General features: G+C 45.0%; 15 protein-coding genes. 10 read left to right on the top strand and 5 right to left on the bottom strand.

Annotation, left to right across the window (positions count from 1 at the left end; genetic code table 11):
- The first annotated feature begins 142 nt into the window (after window positions 1-142).
- From JK628_RS22780 to JK628_RS22760, 5 genes are read left to right on the top strand one after another with little or no spacing between them, the layout of a single operon-like run.
- Complete coding sequence (locus tag JK628_RS22780; RefSeq protein ID WP_202287184.1) at window positions 143-1,330, top strand: ATP-grasp domain-containing protein; 1,188 nt, start codon at window positions 143-145, stop codon at window positions 1,328-1,330.
- Entirely contained in the window at window positions 1,330-3,186 is a 1,857-nt protein-coding gene (locus JK628_RS22775; RefSeq protein WP_202287182.1) for an IucA/IucC family protein, read from the top strand. The genes JK628_RS22780 and JK628_RS22775 overlap by 1 nt, the downstream gene beginning before the upstream one ends.
- Window positions 3,183-4,355, top strand: a complete 1,173-nt coding sequence (locus tag JK628_RS22770) for an MFS transporter (RefSeq protein WP_202287180.1) — start codon at window positions 3,183-3,185, stop codon at window positions 4,353-4,355. Before JK628_RS22775 ends, JK628_RS22770 begins: the two co-directional genes overlap by 4 nt.
- Entirely contained in the window at window positions 4,333-6,252 is a 1,920-nt protein-coding gene (locus JK628_RS22765) for an IucA/IucC family protein (protein ID WP_202287178.1), read from the top strand. Before JK628_RS22770 ends, JK628_RS22765 begins: the two co-directional genes overlap by 23 nt.
- Window positions 6,249-7,490: a type III PLP-dependent enzyme gene (locus JK628_RS22760; protein WP_202287177.1), complete on the top strand. Its 1,242-nt coding sequence runs from the start codon at window positions 6,249-6,251 to the stop codon at window positions 7,488-7,490. Before JK628_RS22765 ends, JK628_RS22760 begins: the two co-directional genes overlap by 4 nt.
- A gap of 57 nt (window positions 7,491-7,547) precedes the next feature.
- Here the strand turns inward: JK628_RS22760 and JK628_RS22755 are convergent, their stop codons facing one another.
- The 4 genes from JK628_RS22755 to JK628_RS22740 form a co-directional block, all read right to left on the bottom strand.
- Window positions 7,548-7,685, bottom strand: a complete 138-nt coding sequence (locus JK628_RS22755) for a hypothetical protein (RefSeq protein WP_202287175.1) — start codon at window positions 7,683-7,685, stop codon at window positions 7,548-7,550.
- Between the two features lie 24 nt (window positions 7,686-7,709).
- Window positions 7,710-8,012, bottom strand: a complete 303-nt coding sequence (locus JK628_RS22750; RefSeq protein WP_337249452.1) for a MerR family transcriptional regulator — start codon at window positions 8,010-8,012, stop codon at window positions 7,710-7,712.
- A gap of 121 nt (window positions 8,013-8,133) precedes the next feature.
- Window positions 8,134-9,165, bottom strand: a complete 1,032-nt coding sequence (locus JK628_RS22745) for an AraC family transcriptional regulator (RefSeq protein WP_202287174.1) — start codon at window positions 9,163-9,165, stop codon at window positions 8,134-8,136.
- Window positions 9,166-10,047, bottom strand: coding sequence for a GGDEF domain-containing protein (locus JK628_RS22740; RefSeq protein ID WP_202287173.1), 882 nt, complete (start codon window positions 10,045-10,047; stop codon window positions 9,166-9,168).
- 399 nt (window positions 10,048-10,446) lie between these two features.
- Between JK628_RS22740 and JK628_RS22735 the strand changes: the two genes are divergently transcribed.
- From JK628_RS22735 to JK628_RS22715, 5 genes are all read left to right on the top strand, one after another.
- Entirely contained in the window at window positions 10,447-13,185 is a 2,739-nt protein-coding gene (locus JK628_RS22735; RefSeq protein ID WP_202287171.1) for a TonB-dependent receptor, read from the top strand.
- Between the two features lie 14 nt (window positions 13,186-13,199).
- The gene (locus JK628_RS22730; RefSeq protein WP_202287168.1) at window positions 13,200-15,041 is read left to right on the top strand and encodes a phytase; all 1,842 of its coding nucleotides are present in this window, start codon (window positions 13,200-13,202) and stop codon (window positions 15,039-15,041) included.
- Window positions 15,042-15,271: 230 nt separating this feature from the next.
- The gene (locus tag JK628_RS22725) at window positions 15,272-16,222 is read left to right on the top strand and encodes an HlyD family secretion protein (RefSeq protein ID WP_202287166.1); all 951 of its coding nucleotides are present in this window, start codon (window positions 15,272-15,274) and stop codon (window positions 16,220-16,222) included.
- Window positions 16,219-17,142 carry an ABC transporter ATP-binding protein gene (locus JK628_RS22720; protein WP_202287163.1) on the top strand — a complete coding sequence of 308 codons (924 nt, stop codon included), beginning with the start codon at window positions 16,219-16,221 and terminating at the stop codon, window positions 17,140-17,142. Before JK628_RS22725 ends, JK628_RS22720 begins: the two co-directional genes overlap by 4 nt.
- Entirely contained in the window at window positions 17,139-18,284 is a 1,146-nt protein-coding gene (locus tag JK628_RS22715; protein ID WP_202287161.1) for an ABC transporter permease, read from the top strand. The genes JK628_RS22720 and JK628_RS22715 overlap by 4 nt, the downstream gene beginning before the upstream one ends.
- Window positions 18,285-18,478: 194 nt before the next feature.
- Here the strand turns inward: JK628_RS22715 and JK628_RS22710 are convergent, their stop codons facing one another.
- Entirely contained in the window at window positions 18,479-18,625 is a 147-nt protein-coding gene (locus JK628_RS22710; protein ID WP_202287159.1) for a hypothetical protein, read from the bottom strand.
- Between the last annotated feature and the right edge of the window lie 121 nt (window positions 18,626-18,746).

Genomic DNA, 18,746 nt, shown 5'->3' with positions numbered 1-18,746 from the left:
TTTATTTTAAATTCCTTATTTTTGCAAAAGCACTAAATGGTAATAATTATCATTTACATTTGGTGTTTTAAGTGTTTCTATGTCGCGGTTATTGCTTGAACTTGATAATCATTCAGCTATTTATTAGGAAGAAAGGATTCTTATGATGCCTAAATTAGTGCTCATTACACATGTTGAAAATCGGGCTGTGGTGGAGGGGTTTGTGCCCGCGGCGAATAGGCTAGGCTATGAAATATGGCTGTTAACAGATCATAAGCTAGCCCATAAACAATACTTTTCAGATCGGGAAGCTTGCCCTAATCATATTGTTGAATGTGATGTTTTTAATCCATTAGCTGTGATTGAGCAGCTGCATAATCTTGATATTACCCCGGATATTGTGTTTTCAAATAGCGACCATTTACAAGCTGCAACAGCGCTTGTTGCTGACTACTTTTCGTGTCCAGCAAAGGATTGGCGCTTGTGCTATCAAGCAAAAAATAAGGCTGCCATGCGGACCAAGCTGTTACAGGCTGAGCTACCGAATACTTGGTCTTTAAGTTGGGCAATGTGCGATGAATTGCCTGATAACATACCATTCCCTATCGTGGTTAAACCGCGGTCTGGCGTGGCAAGCATGGATGTCGCCTTGTGCAATAGTGCTGAGGAACTGGATGATTATGCAGCCAGCTTAGGTCGACCAGATAATGTATTTTTACTCGAGTCTTATTTAGAAGGGCCACTATTTACCTTAGAAACCCTAGGTGATGGCAAGCAATTATGCGCTATTGGTGGTTTTGATGTTTCCTTGTCTCCACTTCCCTACTTTGTTGAAACTCAGGCTTGTTGGAATGGCGCTGTCAGTCTACAGCAACGTGAGATCGCGTTGGCACAGGTTGCTGCATTTGGAGTGAATTTCGGCGTATGCCATAGCGAGTTTATCTTAACGAAAAACGGCCCGGTGCTGGTGGAAATTAACTATCGCAGTATTGGTGATGGTCGCGAATTCTTGCTGAATGAGTTGCTCAGTTTTGACTGGTTTGAAGCTATCCTGTTACTGCATTCAGGTAAACGTTTACCGATACTTGATACGCAAACATCAGCGGCATTAATCCGCTATTTCCCAGCTAGCGAAGAGGGGCATATTAATACTTGTCCTGCCGCTTTTTCGATAGAGAACCAAGGTCATCAACTTAGGTTCCAACCGCTTAAATCCGTTGGCGATAACATACACATCAATCATTCAAATAAGGACTATCTAGGCGAACTTACCCTGATAGGCTCAGATGCTGCAAAGCTTGATGCTAAAGCCGATATCATCTCGCAAGAGCTACTGTGGGAGTTGAGTTAATGTCTACTGCTAAACAGTATATAAGCCAGCGTATTATTGATGCATGCCTCAGAGAGAATGTCTGTGAACTGGTCACAAAAGGGGAAGTCATTAGCTCATTACCGCAGGAATTAATGCGACATTGGCGTGGTGCGATTCCTGAGTCATGGTTGAAGGTGAGCCATCTGAGCTCGCAAATTATGTATGTGCCAATTGCTGCGAGTCATTACATGCAGTCATGGCGAGCCGAATCTGACGCTTGGATAAGTCATGATGTGAGCAATAAAGAAGCCATTCTCTATGGTCAGGGTTACAAAGCTTGGCTTACTGTACTTTCAACTAAGTTACCGCCTGGATCTAAGAGGTTATTTCTAAATTACATTCAAGAAGCCGATTGCGCTACGACGCATCATGTCAGCTGTAAACAGGTATATAACGCCAAGCGGAGTGAGTTAGCTGCTCCGTTTGGTGAACTTGAAAGTTGGCATCAAAGCCTGATGTTTAGCGACCAAATTGCCTCCTACTTGGATCACCCTTATTACCCTACAGCACGGGCAAAAGTTGGCTTTGATACTGATGCATTAGCATTATATGCCCCTGAGTTTGCGGCTAAATTTGAGCTTAATTGGTGTGCTGCTCCAGCCAATTTGGTGACTCTGACCTCAGTCGTGCCAACATGCTGGCCAAGTATGAGTGATGTTGGACTTGAAGAGTTTTTGGCTGTGACGCATAAGTTATTTCCAGTGCACCCTTTAACGGCGAAGAGTTTAGAGTGTCTGCCCGAAGGCGTTGTTATCGCTCCCAAAACGGCATTAACCGTACAAGCGAGTCTCTCTGTTCGCACCTTGGCATTAGCTGACTTTCCAAGCTTGCACATTAAAGTTCCACTATTGATGGCCACGTTGGGAGCCAAAAATATTCGTTCAATTAAGCCCAGCACCTTGTACGACGGTCATTGGTTTGAGCGGATGTTGTCGATGCTTGCTAAGCGGGACAAGGTATTGGCGACCCGCATAGAGCATGTCGATGAGCAACATGGCGGGCACCTTGGTGATAGTAAGCTTTTTGCTTATATCGTTCGCGGCTACTCTGCGAATATGCAATGTAAGCAGCTGGTTCCAGTGGCGGCATTGGCTAGCCCAATGCCTGATGGCCGTCTGTATTTGCAACATTTAGTCGATCAATACTATCAGGGACAGTGGCAGCGCTGGTTCGGTGAGTATCTGGATCTTATGTTAAAGGTGCATCTGCGTCTTTGGCTCAAGTACGGTGTAGCGCTAGAGTCTAATCAACAAAATGCCATTCTTGCTTACAAAGATGGTGAACGTTTGTCTTTAGTCATGAAAGACAACGATTCAGCAAGGCTGCTGGTGAACCGTTATGAGGCGAGTTTATCTGCTGCCGAGTTGGCGCAACATAGAGTGGATAAGCTTATCGATCAAAGAATTTTTGTCGCTGACGATGAAGCGTTGGCGCAGATGTTCACCACCATCACCTTGCAGCTTGATATCGCAGCCATCATCGAAGCAATGGCAACAAACGGGATGGCTCCAGTACCGGAGTTGTATTATCAACTGAGGAGTCATTTAGTCGGTGAACTGGATGCATTGCAGCAGGACGGCGTTGAGACAGACTATGCGCGTCACTACTTATTAAGCCAGCCCTATTTACCGGTTAAATACCTACTCAGCTCCGGCAGCTTGCTCAGTAAAGCGGATTCAGGTGCCACTGACGTGAATAAGTTTTACGGCCAAAGCGCGCCTAATTTTTTACTGGCGGCATTTTGCGAACCTGCAACGGAAGCACTCCTTGTCAAAGAGATCGCGGTCAAAGATATGCCAGATAAAGAGATAGCCGATAGCGAGGTAATGGCATGAGAGTGATTGCAGTGGTGCTATTTTGTCATTTTTTAGCGGCATTTACCGCGTTAGGCATGCCACTATTTTTACCTAGAATGATGGTAAGTTTAGGCGGCAGTGAATCCGACTACCTCATCGGGTTAATGTTCATTGTACCAACGCTATGTACTGCTTTTTCTGCGCCGTGGTGGGGACGTTTTGCCGATAAATATGGCAAGAAGACCTCATTGCTGAGAGCGCAATTCGGCTTAGGGTTAGGATTTCTTCTGTCTGGTTTTGCAGATTCAGTGCCCATGTTCGCTTTAGGTTTGATGGTACAAGGAGTTTGCGGTGGCACCATGGCCGCATCCAACGCCTATTTGAGTCGTTTTTACCAAGGAAAGGCATTAGCTAGTAACTTAAATCTAACGCAAAGTTCGGCGCGACTGGCCTTAGTCAGTGCGCCTGTCATTTTGGGTTTTTTCTCCCATATTGATGACCCTTTAACACTTTATCGATTGTTAGCATTACTGCCGCTGATGGCGTTTGGTCTATGCCTATTCTTGCCACGTGATAACGCTGAAGGTAGCGTGAAAATAAGCTCTGTTGCTCGTCAATCCGTGGCGGTGAATGAGGCTACAACCCCAGGTTTTTCGCAGGTGCTTTGGCTACAATTCTTCTTCTGCTTTTCTATGGTGGTTACCTTTCCTTACTTCTTGCCCTACAGCGAACAGCTCGGTGTCAATTCGGATGCCTTAAGCGGTTTTTACTACAGCCTGCCACACCTAGTGTACTTATTGTTTTCTTTTAATATCAAATCGCTATCTATGCCTGCAAAGTTGCAATCGCAAATAGGGTTTTCATTATTATGTCTTGCATGTGTTGGGCAGTTTTTACTGGTTAATAGCGTGGGGTTATTGATTTTTAGAGTGTTGTTTGGTTTTGGAATGTTGCTGATATTCAATGGTTTACATCTGATTGTGAGTCGTCAAATTCAGCAGCGTGATGCGGGTTTATCTTTCGGAAGGTTCGATGCTTGGGGGAAGTGGGCCGGCGTCGCAGCGGGTATTTGTGCCAGTAGTGCAATTCAAGTCACAGGATTAAATTTCCCCTTCTTGCTGGCTGCATTAAGTTGCGGCTGTGCGTTAGTCGGGTTAGTGCTTTTTTACAAGGAGGTAGAACAGGATGTTGATCCAATCAAAGAGTAAGGCTCGACAAGTTAGCAACCAATATGGAGTAGAGGTTTATCGAGACCAAGCCGAATCCAATGCGATAGGTTGTTTGCTTAATTGTTATTTGAGAGAGTTCGCCATCGTGCGGAAACAGGTCAACTTTAACGACAATCAGCCTGATTGTCCGCTATCGTTGTCGCAACGCTTAACGCAAGGCCAGCAAAAAATACGTATTAAGTTACCTGAGTCAGCTGCGATATTGTTATTAGTGGCTGATAGAGTCAGTTTGTTAGGACGTGTGCGTTTTTCAAGTCAACTTTACGTTAAAAAGTCTGCTTCAGTTTGGCAGTTATATAGTGCAGAACAGCTCATTAAGTTGTTGCTGCAACATCTGTCTAAGCTAACGAATACTGCGTTTAATGATGAGTTACTGGCTCAAATAGACAATAGTATTGCTGTGACTCAGGCATTCTTGCAGCGGTTGGATAGCAAAGTATTTTCAGGCTCAAGCATGGGGAGCGACAGTGCGGCGATGAGTTTAATTAACTCAGAGCAGAGCCTAATTTGGGGCCATGCTATGCACCCTAGCCCTAAGAGTCGCCACGGGGTGTCGTTTGACGATATGTTGGCCTGTTCCCCTGAAATTAAAGCGAATTTTCCGCTCTACTGGTTTAAAGTCGACCCTAGCCTGATTAGGCAGATGCACTGTACTGCTGTGCAACCCATGGATTGGATCAATAAGCTTAAACCCGATAACGCTAACCTCTATCCCTGTCACCCTTGGGAGGTGAAAACAATTCTAGCGCAACCTCTGGTGCAGCAAGCAATAGCATTAGGATTAATTGAACCCATGGGGCAAATGGGCAGCGATATATACCCAACGTCTTCGGTAAGAACCACCTATTCAGCCGATATCAATCAGTTCATTAAGTTCTCTATTCATGTTCGTTTGACTAACTGTGTGCGTAAAAATGCCTGGTATGAGCTTGAAAGCGCAGTGGCCTTGAGTCGAGTGTTAATGGCGGTTGCCAGTGATGTTCAGCAGCATTACCCACACTTCTCTTTGATGGCGGAACCAGCTGCTAGCACACTCGATCTTAGTCGCTTAGAGGGGGAGCAATCTTCCGCTTCCTCTCAAAGTCAGATGGTATCTGAGTGTTTCGGTATTCTATACCGTGAGGGGATACCGTTGGCGCAACTAGAGCTGTATCAACCTGAAGTTGCCGGAGCGTTATTTGGCTGGGATCACCAAGGCAATAGTGTTTGTGAGGCTAGACTTCGCGCAATAGCAAAGCGTCGCCAGCAAAGTTACCAGCAGACAGCCAGCCAATGGTTTGCGGCTTATGTGCAACTTCTGTTGCCTGCAGTATTCCACTTCTTTTTTAAACGTGGGGTTGCGTTTGAGCCACACCTTCAAAATACCGTTATTGGATTTGAAAATGATCTGCCGGCCTATATCTGGTTGAGGGATCTAGAGGGGACGAAGTTACTGCCAGAATTCTGGCCGCAACAGCTATTAAGTGAGTTATCAGAGGAGGCGATGAACTCGGTTTACTATAGCCGAGAACAGGGGTGGAATAGAGTGGCTTATTGCAGCCTGATTAATAATGTCAGCGAGGCGATGTTCCATTTAGCCGCTGGCGATCAGGTGTTAGAAACAGAGCTTTGGCTAATCGCAGCCCGTGTTGTCGAGCAATGGCAACAGGTAGAGGGGCAGCAACCAGAGCTTGCAGGATTCCTTCAGGGAGAGAGTATTCCATCGAAGAATAATTTGAGCACCCGCTTGTTTAAAAAATCTGATCGGTTGTCGAGTTATACCCAACTGGCGAATCCTCTTAGTGATTTACAAGATCAGCGTGGATTTAAAAACAATCAACCATTAGCCACTTACACACCCCTTGTGAGTGATGTCGATGCTCTTGGGAGTTTATGATGCAAAAAATTGCTAATGCCATTGCCAATTTGGCCTCGGAGCAAGATCCACAAGCGCCACTGTGTGCCTATATTTATGATCTTGAGCAGCTAAAAAATCATGCAAGTGCAATGATGGCCGCGCTGCCGAGTAACTGTGAGCTGTATTATGCTGCTAAGGCTAACCCTGAAGCCGAAGTGCTACAGGTATTAGCGCCGATAGTTGATGGCGTTGAAGCCGCTTCAGGAGGTGAACTTAACTGGATCCACCAATGCCAACCACAAGTACCATTGATCTTTGGTGGACCCGGAAAGTTAGTCTCTGAGTTATCACAAGCGATTGATCTCAATGTGGATGCTATCCATGTGGAAAGCTTAACTGAACTACAGCGGATCACCGCGTTATGCATACAGAAACAGCGTCATTGCCGCATTCTATTGCGGATGAATATCTCCTTGGAGGGGATAGCCGAAACGCGGCTGACGATGGGAGGCAAGCCAACTCCTTTTGGTATTGATGCTTGTGAACTCGATACGGCAATTACCATGGTGAGAGATATACCCACGGTAGCAGGTAATCCGCTGGTGGAACTGATAGGTTTTCATTTTCATTTGATGTCGCATCAGCTCGATGCTGAGCGTCACCTTGCGCTAATGAAGCTGTATTTTTCAACTTTTAAAAACTGGTGCCAGAAATACAGTTTGAATCTGCCGATGCTAAATGTCGGGGGCGGTGTGGGGGTTAACTATAGCGATCCGCAGCAGGTATTCGACTGGGCATGTTTTTGTACGGAGCTGGGGACTTTAATTAAGCAAAACCAGATGGAAGCGGTGAATATTCGCTTCGAGTGTGGTCGATTTGTGACGGCGGCGATGGGGTACTATGTTATGCAGGTACTGGATATTAAAAAAAATCATGGTCAATGGTTTGCCATCGGTCATGGTGGCACTCATCACTTTAGAACGCCTGCGGCGCAAGCTCACGACCACCCCTTTTTTGTGTTAGCAGCAAAAGACATTGGCATCGAGTTGGAACAAGCTGAAACTAAGATTACCACGGCTAACCTCAAGTCGGAATTAGTCACCATGGTTGGGCAGTTGTGCACCCCAAAAGATGTGTTGGCGACGCAGCAATATGTAGAGCAGCTTGCAGTGGGTGATTACTTGGTATTCTCCCATGCGGGGGCATATGCATGGAATATTTCGCATCAGAATTTCTTAATGCACGCTCCACCCCAGCGGTTTTTTATCAGAGAATAACCTGCTTTTGGTTTATTCATTTTGATAAGTAAAGCAGCTTTGAGATTAAAGCCTAGTCTACTTTAGAGTAGACCAGGCTTTAATCTCAGTTATCTCTTCAGTGGTACAGCCTAAAGATTCTAAAAAGTCGGTATGGACCTCTGGCAGATCCTTCTCAAATTCGATATGCCACTTATGCATGGCCTGCTCATCCATACCTGATGCCTTGAGAATATTGACTCATTGCTCCTTATTCATGGTTTTGGCGGTTCTGATCAGAGAATTATGACCTAGCATCTCTACAACTCGTTGCTGCTGGCGCAGCTGACTAATCTCTTTGTTTAGGTTTATGAGCCTTTCTTCGAGTACAGTTGCCGACTCTGATTCGTTTGAGTCAAGGATATCGGCAATGGACTCAAGAGATAGTCCAGCTTCTCTATAGGAGGCAATTTTTTCTATTCTCTGCACGTCTTTACTCGAGTAAAGTCGATAGTTAGAGTCGGAGCGTGCAGAAGGTTTTAATAGGCCTATTTTCTTTTTAATGAAATGCCTAATAGCATCGCGCTAATTGGTGTTGTATTGGTGATTTTAAGTGCCCTTTGGCCATACCTGAACAAGCGGTTAAAGACGCAAGATGGCTGTCGGTGAGAAAACGCTATTAGGATTAGTTAACGTGGCTCAACCAATATTTAAATTGGCTGGGGAGTTGTCCGGTCCAACGCTTAAATGAACGCCTAAAGTTATTGCTGTCAGCAAAGTGCAACTGCTTGGCGATGGTTAAATTACTTTCGCCTGATACGGCTAACAGGAAGATAGCTTGTTGCATATTAGCTTGATCTTGCAGCTGCTGAAAGCTGATGTCGTACGCCTTGAGTCGACGTTTTAATGTTGCTGGGCTGAGGTTTAAGTGTTCTGCAATTTGCGGAAGTGTGTAGCAGCGTGTTTTAGCTCTAGTGAGCAGTAAGCGGATAGCAGCGGGAAGTCCTATTTGATATTCGGCAGCTTGCCTTTGTTGATGCAGCTGTTGCCGTGCGAGTTTTAAGCCCTGTGAATTTGCCAGTTCGAATGAGGACTGTGCTGTTATTGCATCGTAGCTAATGACGCAGATAGGTTGGTTAAATGATAAGTCTTGGCCTAAGTATTTATAATACTGATCGAGTAACTTAGGTTCGGCATAAGGTAAGGAAAAATGACCTTGCCATGCTTTATGGGTCAGCTTTTTATAGGTTGAAACTAAGCTTGAAAGACTCAGTTCAGTAAAGAACTGTTGCTGGCGCTGGGCACCTATATCTAGCTGTAGCAATAGGTGTTGCACGCTTTTCGTGCGCCAGTGCCACCCTTGCAACCAAGGTTGGCTGAACCAGTGATATTGGTGCCAAAAGCGTTGCATTTGAGCAAGGCTGTTGCAGCAAAAAAGGCCATTAGTGATAGCTCCACTTTGTACTGGTAACCACTGCTGGCCGATTAAAAACGCTAAGTCCTCTCCGGGCCATAGCATTAAAGCGTTGTCGATTAAGCTCATGAGCTGCAAGGGGCTAATCTTATGGTCTGTGAGCTGCAAATCCTGCCTGAAAATCCCGGTACCTTTCAATAAGCGCTCAACATCGAGCTGTCTATGCTCAAACGTTGCCACGATATTGGCTATAAGTAGCTGGCTATCAATACATTTATCTTGAGCATAAGCTATGGATTGCATTTAAACGGCCTGGGGCCAAGTTCTTGCTTGTTTGACGCGCTCCATCTCTTTATTTATTTGACTGATTAAGCTATCGACATCCAGTGATTGCTTTTCTGTTTGTGGGTTGTAATGAATATGAGCACTGCTAGCTTGGCAGCCCAAATGCACGATTGCACGTTGCAGTTCAGCCGCCATAGCATACGTGAATGGCGCTGAACAATTGGGGAGTAAAATAATGAAACGGTCGCCTGCAAAGCGGCAGACAAGATCTTGGGAACGAAGTTGGCAAGTGAGCATCTGCGCAATATTGGCGAGCAATTTATCCCCTTGATTAAAGCCGTCACGCTGATTTATCTCTGAAAAATTGTCGATATCTATCATGATCAAGCTTAATGCGTTATTGCCGTTGAGTGCTATTTGGTGACGTATCGCCCGGGCATCATAAATCTTAGTGACCCTGTCAACGAGTTTATGCTGGCGGAAAAACTGCTCTCGAGTGCGTAACTGCTCATTAATAGTGAACTGCTCTTCTCGCCACAGCCATAAGCCGCAAGTTAGCGTAAGTAAGCCGATAGGTGTGGGCAATTTTTCAAGAAAAGCAAACCAAGTGGGGAGGCTGTGGTTTATGAAAAACTCATCGAGCAGATCCATATAGCAGCCCAAGCTATAGCCCAGTAGACCGAAGATAAGCAGCTGAGTGACTATACCACCAGGCCGAGCCTGTAATACTAATGCAAGCCAACTCAATCCAAGTAGCAATAAAGCGCCCTCTGCAGCTACATCAAGCCAATCAATGTTACTGCTAACTTTGGTATCGGCCTGTAATAGACAAAGGCTGAGCAATATTCCGCTAAATAGCGCGATGCCGAGGGTAAACTTTGATCTAACAAATTTATGCATACTGTATCTGTTTATGAGCTGAGTATTACGTCTAACGTACTGCTATTTTATGACGATTGTATGATCCTTTAAGTAGTCAAATTGGCTCAATGGATGTTCAGCGTTGGGGAGTTTTTTTTAATATTTAGGTCATTTTCAGACAAGGTTAAGTGTGTATTTTTGAGTATATTTCTTTTTATACAGTAGCTTAACCGATATTGGCTCGGCCTTTTAATTGATTAAGGGTTAAAGCTAACAGCTGTAACGGGTAGTCAAAATAGCTCATTCACGGTCAAAGTTGTTGAAAAACAGCCTTTTTCTGCTAGTTCAAATCTCGACGTCACCTTACTGTCATCTATCTATTTTAGTTTTGCCTGCATATCAGCCATATAACGCAAACTAAAATAGGAAATTAACAACATGAAGCAGCTCGGTTCGCTTTCACCGCTCTACCTTGCACTTTTTGCCGCTAGTCTCGCTTTTCCATCCACTTCATGGGCTGGCAAAGTCGAAGGGGCGATTACCGATGGGGCGACGAAAATGCCTTTAGAAGGCGCACTCATCAGCATTAAGGAGCTAAACCTTAAACAGGAATCGAGCCGAGATGGGCGTTTCTTTTTTCAGGAAGTGCCTGAGGGTGAGTACACATTAGTGGCGCAGTATCTAGGAGGAGCAACGTACACTCAGCAGATCAAAGTGGGTGAAGTCAGTCTCATCAACACGCAAATCGAATTGAAAGGGCAAGGCCTTGAGCATATACAGGTGGTCGGCCAACGTGGTTCGCTGAGTAAATCTTTAAATCGCCAACGTGCTGCAGATAATCTTGTCAGTGTCTTGAGCGCTGATGCCTTGGGTAACTTCCCGGATACCAATATTAGTGAGGCGTTGCAGAGGGTTCCTGGGATTTCAATCGAACGTGACCAAGGCGAAGGTCGCTTTGTGCGTATTAGAGGCATGGCGCCTGACTATAACGCGGTATCGATGAATGGCACCCGACTACCGTCACCTGATAGTGATCGCCGCGCTGTGGCGCTAGATGTTGTGCCTGCTGACTTACTGCAATCCGTTGAGGTGACGAAAACATTAACACCGGACATGGATGCTGATTCACTGGGTGGGGCAATTGAAGTTAAGAGCTTATCGGCTTTTGATCGTGATGACACCTATGTCAATGTTAGTGCTGAAGGTAGCTATGACGGAATGACAGACAGTGTTAATCCTAAGCTTGCGGGTAGTTATAGTGATATTTTTCAAGACAACATCGGCGTAGCCATTGCCGCAAGCTGGTATAACCGTGATTTTGGCTCCGATAATGTTGAAACGGGTGGTAAATGGAGCTTCGATGAGCCTACTAAATTAGAAGAGGTTGAGCAGCGTGACTACCAGATTAATCGAGAGCGTGTCGGCCTTGGCGCGAATCTAGATTTTAGACCTAACGATGACAATGACCTGTTTATTCGAACCCTCTATAGCAGCTTTGTCGATACCGAAACCCGCAACGGTAATGAGATAAAATGGGACGATGGCGCCTTGCCTGATGACCCCACAACCGCAGAAGCGACCCGTTCATTAAAATCCCGAGAGGAAGATCAGGCGATTTTTTCCCTTGTCTTAGGCGGCGAGTCTCGGCTCGATACTTGGACTGTTAATTACCTGACGAGTTGGAGCCGCGCAGAAGCTGATAAACCGCGCTATATCGGTGGTGCGGACTTCGAAGGTGAGTTTGATGAAGTTGCTTATCAAAATAGCCAAGTGCCAAAAATATCCGCAAGTGACGATTTTTACAATGCAGATAACTACTTGCTAGATAAAGTTGAAATTGCCGAATCAAATACCGTCGACACTATGGTGTCGGCTAAGTTTGATTTAAGTAAAACTTGGTTGCTAGCTGATAGGCCTGTCGCGCTTAAGTTTGGCGCAAAGTACAGCGCTCGCGCTAAGGAGAATCGAGAAGACATCTGGATCTTTGAAGATTTCGACGAGCAAGGTATTACGGAGTCTCAGCTGTTAATGAGTCAATTTTCAGCAGCTGAACCAGACTACAACCTAGGACGATTTGGCCCCTCTATTGCGGCTGCCCCCGTTTGGGATTTGGTCAACCGCATGGACAGCGCTGCAGCAAAAGACGAGATTGAATCGCGGATCAATGACTTTGATATCGATGAAGATATTACCGCGGCTTATTTTATGGGACACATCGATATTGATAGTTTGCGTCTGCTGGCTGGGGTACGTTTTGAACACACTGCAATGCAGTCACAAGGTTCTGGTTTTGATGAAAGTAAGGATGAATTCTTTACCAATAATACCGACCGTGACTATCAGCACTGGCTGCCAGGTTTGCATCTTAACTATAAGTGGAGTGATAAAACCGTGGTGCGAGCATCTTGGACCAATACCATTGTGCGGCCGACTTTTGGACAGCTAGCGCCAGGGTTTTTGATTGAGCAAGATGATGACGAGCTTGAAGCAAGCTTTGGTAATCCCGATTTAGAAGCGTTAGAGGCGATGAATTGGGATGTCAGTATTGAGCATTATATGGGTGGGTTAGGTGTTATTTCTGCCAGTGGTTTTTATAAAGATATTACTAACTTTATCTATGAAGCAGATCTTGGCGGACGCGGTAAGTACCAAAATTTTGATAAAGCCGAGACGTTTGTTAATGGTGATGATGCCAATATTTTGGGGTTGGAGCTTGCCTATGTGCAGGAATTTGGCTTTATGCCTGAAGGCTGGCGTGGGTTAATCTTTACTAGCAACTTGACACTAAGTGACTCAACGGCGCATATCAATTGGCAAGATGATGGTTTACAGGGGCGTGATATTCCCCTGCCTAGTCAGTCAGAGCTTACCGCTAATGCTTCATTTGGCTATGAAAATCCCTATGTGAGCTTTCGGCTAGCCGCTGCTTATAAGTCGGAATATTTGGTTGAGATTGGTGAGCTAGATGATGCTAATTTTGATATTTACCAAGATGCACATACCCAGTGGGACTTCGTCGCTAAAAGCTATATTACCGAAGATATTACAGTCTACTTCAAAGCGATAAATATTACTGATGAACCTTTCTATACCTATACCGGACAGAGCCGTTACAACGCCCAATACGAAGAGTATGGCCGTACATTTCAGCTAGGTATTCAATTCATCAACTATTAAGGCCTGAGACTTTCATGATTAATCAAAAATATGTAATGGCGTTAGCCTTTGCGACACTTTTTAGTTGTCAGCTAGCAGCACAAGATAACCGAGATCCACAGCAGGGTCGAACCATTTTGCAGGGACCTGTAGCGGCGAGCGAAATGGCAATCTGGGAGCAACGGGCTCTGTTTGCCAGTGAGCGATTAGGGCTAGTATTGGCAGATAAACAGCAATTAAACGTTATCGTTCCCGGCCAGTTTGAATATTTAGCGGTGTATAACAATATTGCACTGACCTACGATACTCAGGTTGACCAAGTGCAGGGGATTAAGTTGAACCTGAATAACATGCAACGCTTGTCACTGCTACCCAAGCGGGCCTTTCAGGTGGAGTGGTTATGTTTGCAGCCTCGGCGTGCAGATAACAATCTTTATGCTTGGATTGGGGATGATGCCGGCCATTCTGAGCAGTGGTTGTTGTCGTCGGGTGGACAGTGGCAACCTCAACTGGTACGTAGCTTGGCGGTATCAATGGGGGCGTTAAAGTGTGCCGTGGATGATAACGAGCAGCTTCATGTTCTCGATAATCATCAAGGGCTGTGGCGTTACCCTGCTGCCCCGCATATGGCTGATGAATCAGAGCTTGTTGTCTCAATGCCCAATAATGAGTTATCTGGATTAACCATTAAAGCGGGTCAAATTACTATGATTGATGAAAGTGGCCAGGTTTTCGATACCCAAGGAGATAAAGTCGCAGCGCCCTTTAAAGATGGTCAAGCATTCGAAAGCTTGTATGTGGCAGAGACACAGCTTTGGGCTTATTCGGACGACAAGGATCAATTTTATCAAGCACAATGGCAGCCTAAAAAAATCAAGGCTACCAATGCAACTGCACAAATAAAAGAGATCCCCACAGCCGTTGAGAGTGATATTTCTGACAGAGCTGGCGATACCATGGATGACCCCGCGATATGGGTTCATCCTACTATGCCGGAGAAAAGCCGCGTTTTAGGCACTAACAAGCGCTGGGGGTTATTGAGTTTTTCTATGCAAGGTGAGCAGCTGCAAGCCATTGCTGCTGGGCGGGTTAATAATGTCGATATTAGGCAGCAAGTATTACTAGGTGGTGAATATCGTGACATTGCCGTTGCCAGTAATCGCGATCGTAATAGCCTAAGCATTTTTAGTATTGATGCTCAAGGCTCATTGACCCAATTACCTGAACAGACTACAACTTTGACTGATATCTACGGCCTGTGCATGTATCAACCTAATGAAGGTGAATTGCATGTATTTGCCAATGAGAAATCGGGGCTGGTGAGTCAAATCGAACTGAAATGGCAAGATAACCATTTAAAAGCAACTGAAGTTCGGCAGTTTAGTGTGCCCAGTCAACCAGAGGGGTGTGTGGTTGATGATGTCAACAACAAGCTATTCCTAGGTGAAGAGAATGTCGGTATCTGGGCATTCAATCTCGATGATAAATCAGCGAATTTGAGTGGCAAGATGATTATTAAAGCGGGGGAGGCGCTGGTGGCCGATATCGAGGGAATATCACTTTATCAAGCAGACAGTGAGACTGGTTATTTAGTGGTCTCTAGCCAGGGAAATGATAGTTACCTGCTGTATAACAGCACTGCGCCTTATGCTTACATAGATCGTTTTAGGATAGGGGTTAATGCCAGCTTAGGTTATGACGGTAGCGCTGAGACCGACGGACTGGATGTCACCTCAAGCTCGGTAGGTCGTGGAGCTTGGTCGCAAGGGATGATGGTGGTGCAAGATGGCCGTAATCGTATGCCGGATCAGAATCAAAACTTTAAATGGGTGCCTTGGAGTGCGATTAGCCAAACACTGCAGTTAAATAAGGAGTAGGGCTAAGCCTGTTGAGTTGTCAGCGTATATACCATTGAAACGAAAACACTGAGTCTAACTTTGACTCAGTGTTTTCACCCTTCCTATATAGCCCCACTAAGTTTAAATTCTCGATAATAATATGACCAATATTTGATGAGGTTGTGCGGATTTTACTTGCAGACTTGTGCTTTGAGGCATAACGTTAATCTGTTGATAATTTGAGCTTTAACTACTGTGGCGAAATAAGGATGGTTAATGTGCGCGTACTCCTTTTTATACTCATTCTAAGTACTATCTCGGCTTGTGATAGACGTGACAAACAAGTCGCGCTAGGCAGTTTAGAGCGCGAGCGTATCGCCCATACTGCCACTATCAATGAGGTTGTTGTTGGCCTGCCTGTCGCACAAGGGAGTACGGTTCGCAAAGGGGAGGTGCTAGTCCAATTAGATGACACCTTTCAAAAATCACAGCAGTTAAAGGCGCAGGCTGAGGTTGCTCAAGCCACTGCTAACTACGATAAGTTGCGAAAAGGTGCGCGTGAAGAGGAGATAGCCGCAGCCAGCGCCAATGTCGCAGGCGCAAAGGCAACACTACTGGAAAGTGAAGCCAATTACCGCCGCATGCAGACCATGGTGAAAAATAATCTAGCCAGCAAGGCGAATCTTGATCGCGCTCTCGCCAGCCGTGATTCTGGTATCGCCAATCTAGAAAATGCCCAAGAGCAGTTACGAGAATTAACCTCTGGCACTAGAGAGGAGGATATTCGATTTGCTAAAGCTAATCTCGATGCAGCTAAAGCGGTGTTGGCAGGGGAGAATAAGCGCTTAGCAGATCTCACCATTAGAGCCACCCGCGACGGCATTTTGGATAACTTACCGTGGAATCTGGGTGAGCGAGTGACTCAAGGCAGTCCTTTAGCAATTTTGCTGGCGGGTAAAGCGCCTTATGCGAGAGTTTATATCCCTGAGCCATATCGGGTGAAAGTGAAGATTGATGATAACCTGCTGGTGTATGTTGATGGAATTGATGACCCCATTATGGGGCACGTAAGGTGGGTATCTAATGAACCAGCGTTCACACCCTATTACGCGCTCAACCAGGAAGAGCGAGCAAGGCTAATGTACCTCGCAGAGGTACAACTCCCAGACAGCGCGTCTAATTTACCCAATGGAGTCCCCGCTCAAGTGGAGTTGCCATGAGTGAAACTGTGATTCGGGCAACGCAGTTATGTCGTCATTTTGGTAGTTTAAAAGCGATCCAAGATCTAAATTTTGAAGTAGAAAAAGGCGAGATATATGGCTTTCTAGGGCCCAATGGCTGCGGAAAAACCACCGCCATTCGTATGTTGACGGGATTATTGTTACCTACTTCGGGAGAGGTTGAGGTACTAGGCTTAACGCTACCTGCTGATGCTGAAAAACTACGTTTAAAAATGGGTTATATGACGCAGAAGTTTTCTTTGTACGATGATTTAACCGTAAAAGAAAATCTGCAGTTTATCGCTAAAATATATGGCTTATCACGCCATGAAAGGCGTTTGCGAATTGATGAGCTGCTCAGCACATATGGGCTGAATCAACGGGCGAGTCAGTTAGCAGGCAGCATGAGTGGCGGCCAAAAACAACGCTTAGCATTGGCTGCTGCCACAATACATAAACCTGAATTACTGTTTCTCGATGAACCCACATCCGCCGTAGACCCTGAGAACCGACGAGATTTCTGGGAAAAGCTATTCGACTTAAGTGATCAAGGCACCAGCATTATTGTTTCTACCCACTATATGGATGAAGCAGAACGTTGCCACAAGTTGGCTATATTGGAAGCGGGTGTAAAGCGTGTTGATGGCTCTCCAGATCAACTGATGCAAGATATGGGCGCACATGTGGTTGAAGTTGAGTCAAATGACTTACGTCAACTTAAACTGCAACTCACGGCACTGCCTGAGGTGATCACTGCTGCACAGCTAGGTTCTCGTTTACGGGTGTTGGTAAGTCATAGCTGCCCAGATCCCATCGCATTCTTAGCACTGCATGAGCTACTGGATAAACAACAGTTACATATCGTCAGACCCAGTCTTGAAGATGTGTTTGTTACCTGTACAGGGAAGGGACGCCAATGAAAACACTGTCCCGCATCCAAGCCATTGTCAGTAAAGAATTGATCCAGCTTAAGCGAGATAGAATGACGTTTGGCATGGTCATAATGATCCCGCTTATCCAGTTGATGCTATTTGGCTATGCTATCAATACCAATATTCGTGATATCCCAGTGGGGGTGGTTGATCAAAGCCAAACCGCGCTGAGTCGAGTATTAGTGCAAACAGTGCGAGCTACGCAAGTGGTGGAGTTCACTCAACACTTCAATGATATTGAAGCAGCCCATTCGGCTATTGCAACGGGAGAGGTGCGAGCCGTTTTAGTGATCCCTAAAGATGTTGCCCAGAGACTCGTTCGCCATAGTGCCGTCGGCCTAGCAAGCCCGCCTTCGAGTGATGAAGAGACAAGCCGCCCTGTGGCACAGTGGATTGTCGATGGCTCCGATACCATGATCTCGGCGGCTATAAAGGGGTTGCGGAATATGCCGTTAACTGAATTGTTAAGCTTACCGAGCAACCGCTCAACTCCCACCTTTGAGGTGGCACTGTTTTACAACCCTGAACAACGAACGGTAGTTAATATAGTGCCAGGGTTAGTGGGTGTTATCCTCACAATGACGATGATCATGTTTACGTCAGCCGCGATAGTGCGGGAGCGTGAACGGGGAAATCTGGAGATGCTTATTACGACTCCAATACGTTCAATGGAGTTAATGATAGGAAAAATAATCCCTTACATGTTTATTGGTATGCTGCAGGTAACTATTATTTTAGGTATAGGTTACAGCCTATTCAATGTCCCAATGAATGGCAGTTTAGTGCAGCTTTTTAGTGCTACTTTATTGTTTATTATGGCAAGTTTAACTTTGGGGTTGGTTATTTCGACGATAGCAAAAAGCCAACTACAATCAATGCAGATGACCATCTTTGTATTATTGCCCTCGATCTTGCTATCAGGTTTTATGTTCCCTTATGAAGGAATGCCAATTGCGGCGCAGTATATTGCAGAAGCATTGCCTGCAACGCATTTTATGCGGTTAATTCGAGGGGTGATATTACGCGATGTGGATATCATTGATATGTCTTATGATGTTAGCTGGCTAGCGATATTTACACTAGTTGGTTTGATAATAGCGTCACTTAGATTTAAAAAAAATCTAGAGTAGTTTTATTGGTGATGCATATATATTTATATGTTCTACATAAATATTGATGATGTTTAAAGCGTCGATTTTGATTATATTTTAATGATGGCTTAATCTATGACGAGTAATCTAAAGCAGAAGTGTTGAAGTGAAGAGATAAAATAAACAGCTGTTTTAATACCGCTCCAATAGTTAATATTTGGAGCGGTATTTGATCAATTGTAACCCAGAATATAACTCGGTGTTTCATCCTCCTGTTCGTAGGTGTATAGCTGACTTTCGCACAGCACGGAGTCATCTTCTGTTGCTTTTGAATGTTCAAATTCACCCTGTTTATAGTTATTAATGATATATTTTTCCATTACAACGTCCTTTAATTTAACTAGCGCTCTCTTTATATATAGTTTAATTTTTTTGCAATGAAAGCTTACTCGCTAATTAATTTCACTTTTACTAATTTAAAATACTCTTACTGTGTAATGT

The sequence above is a fragment of the Shewanella sp. KX20019 genome, from assembly GCF_016757755.1.
Taxonomy (GTDB): domain Bacteria; phylum Pseudomonadota; class Gammaproteobacteria; order Enterobacterales; family Shewanellaceae; genus Shewanella.
This window is presented reverse-complemented; position numbering and strand designations above follow the sequence as displayed.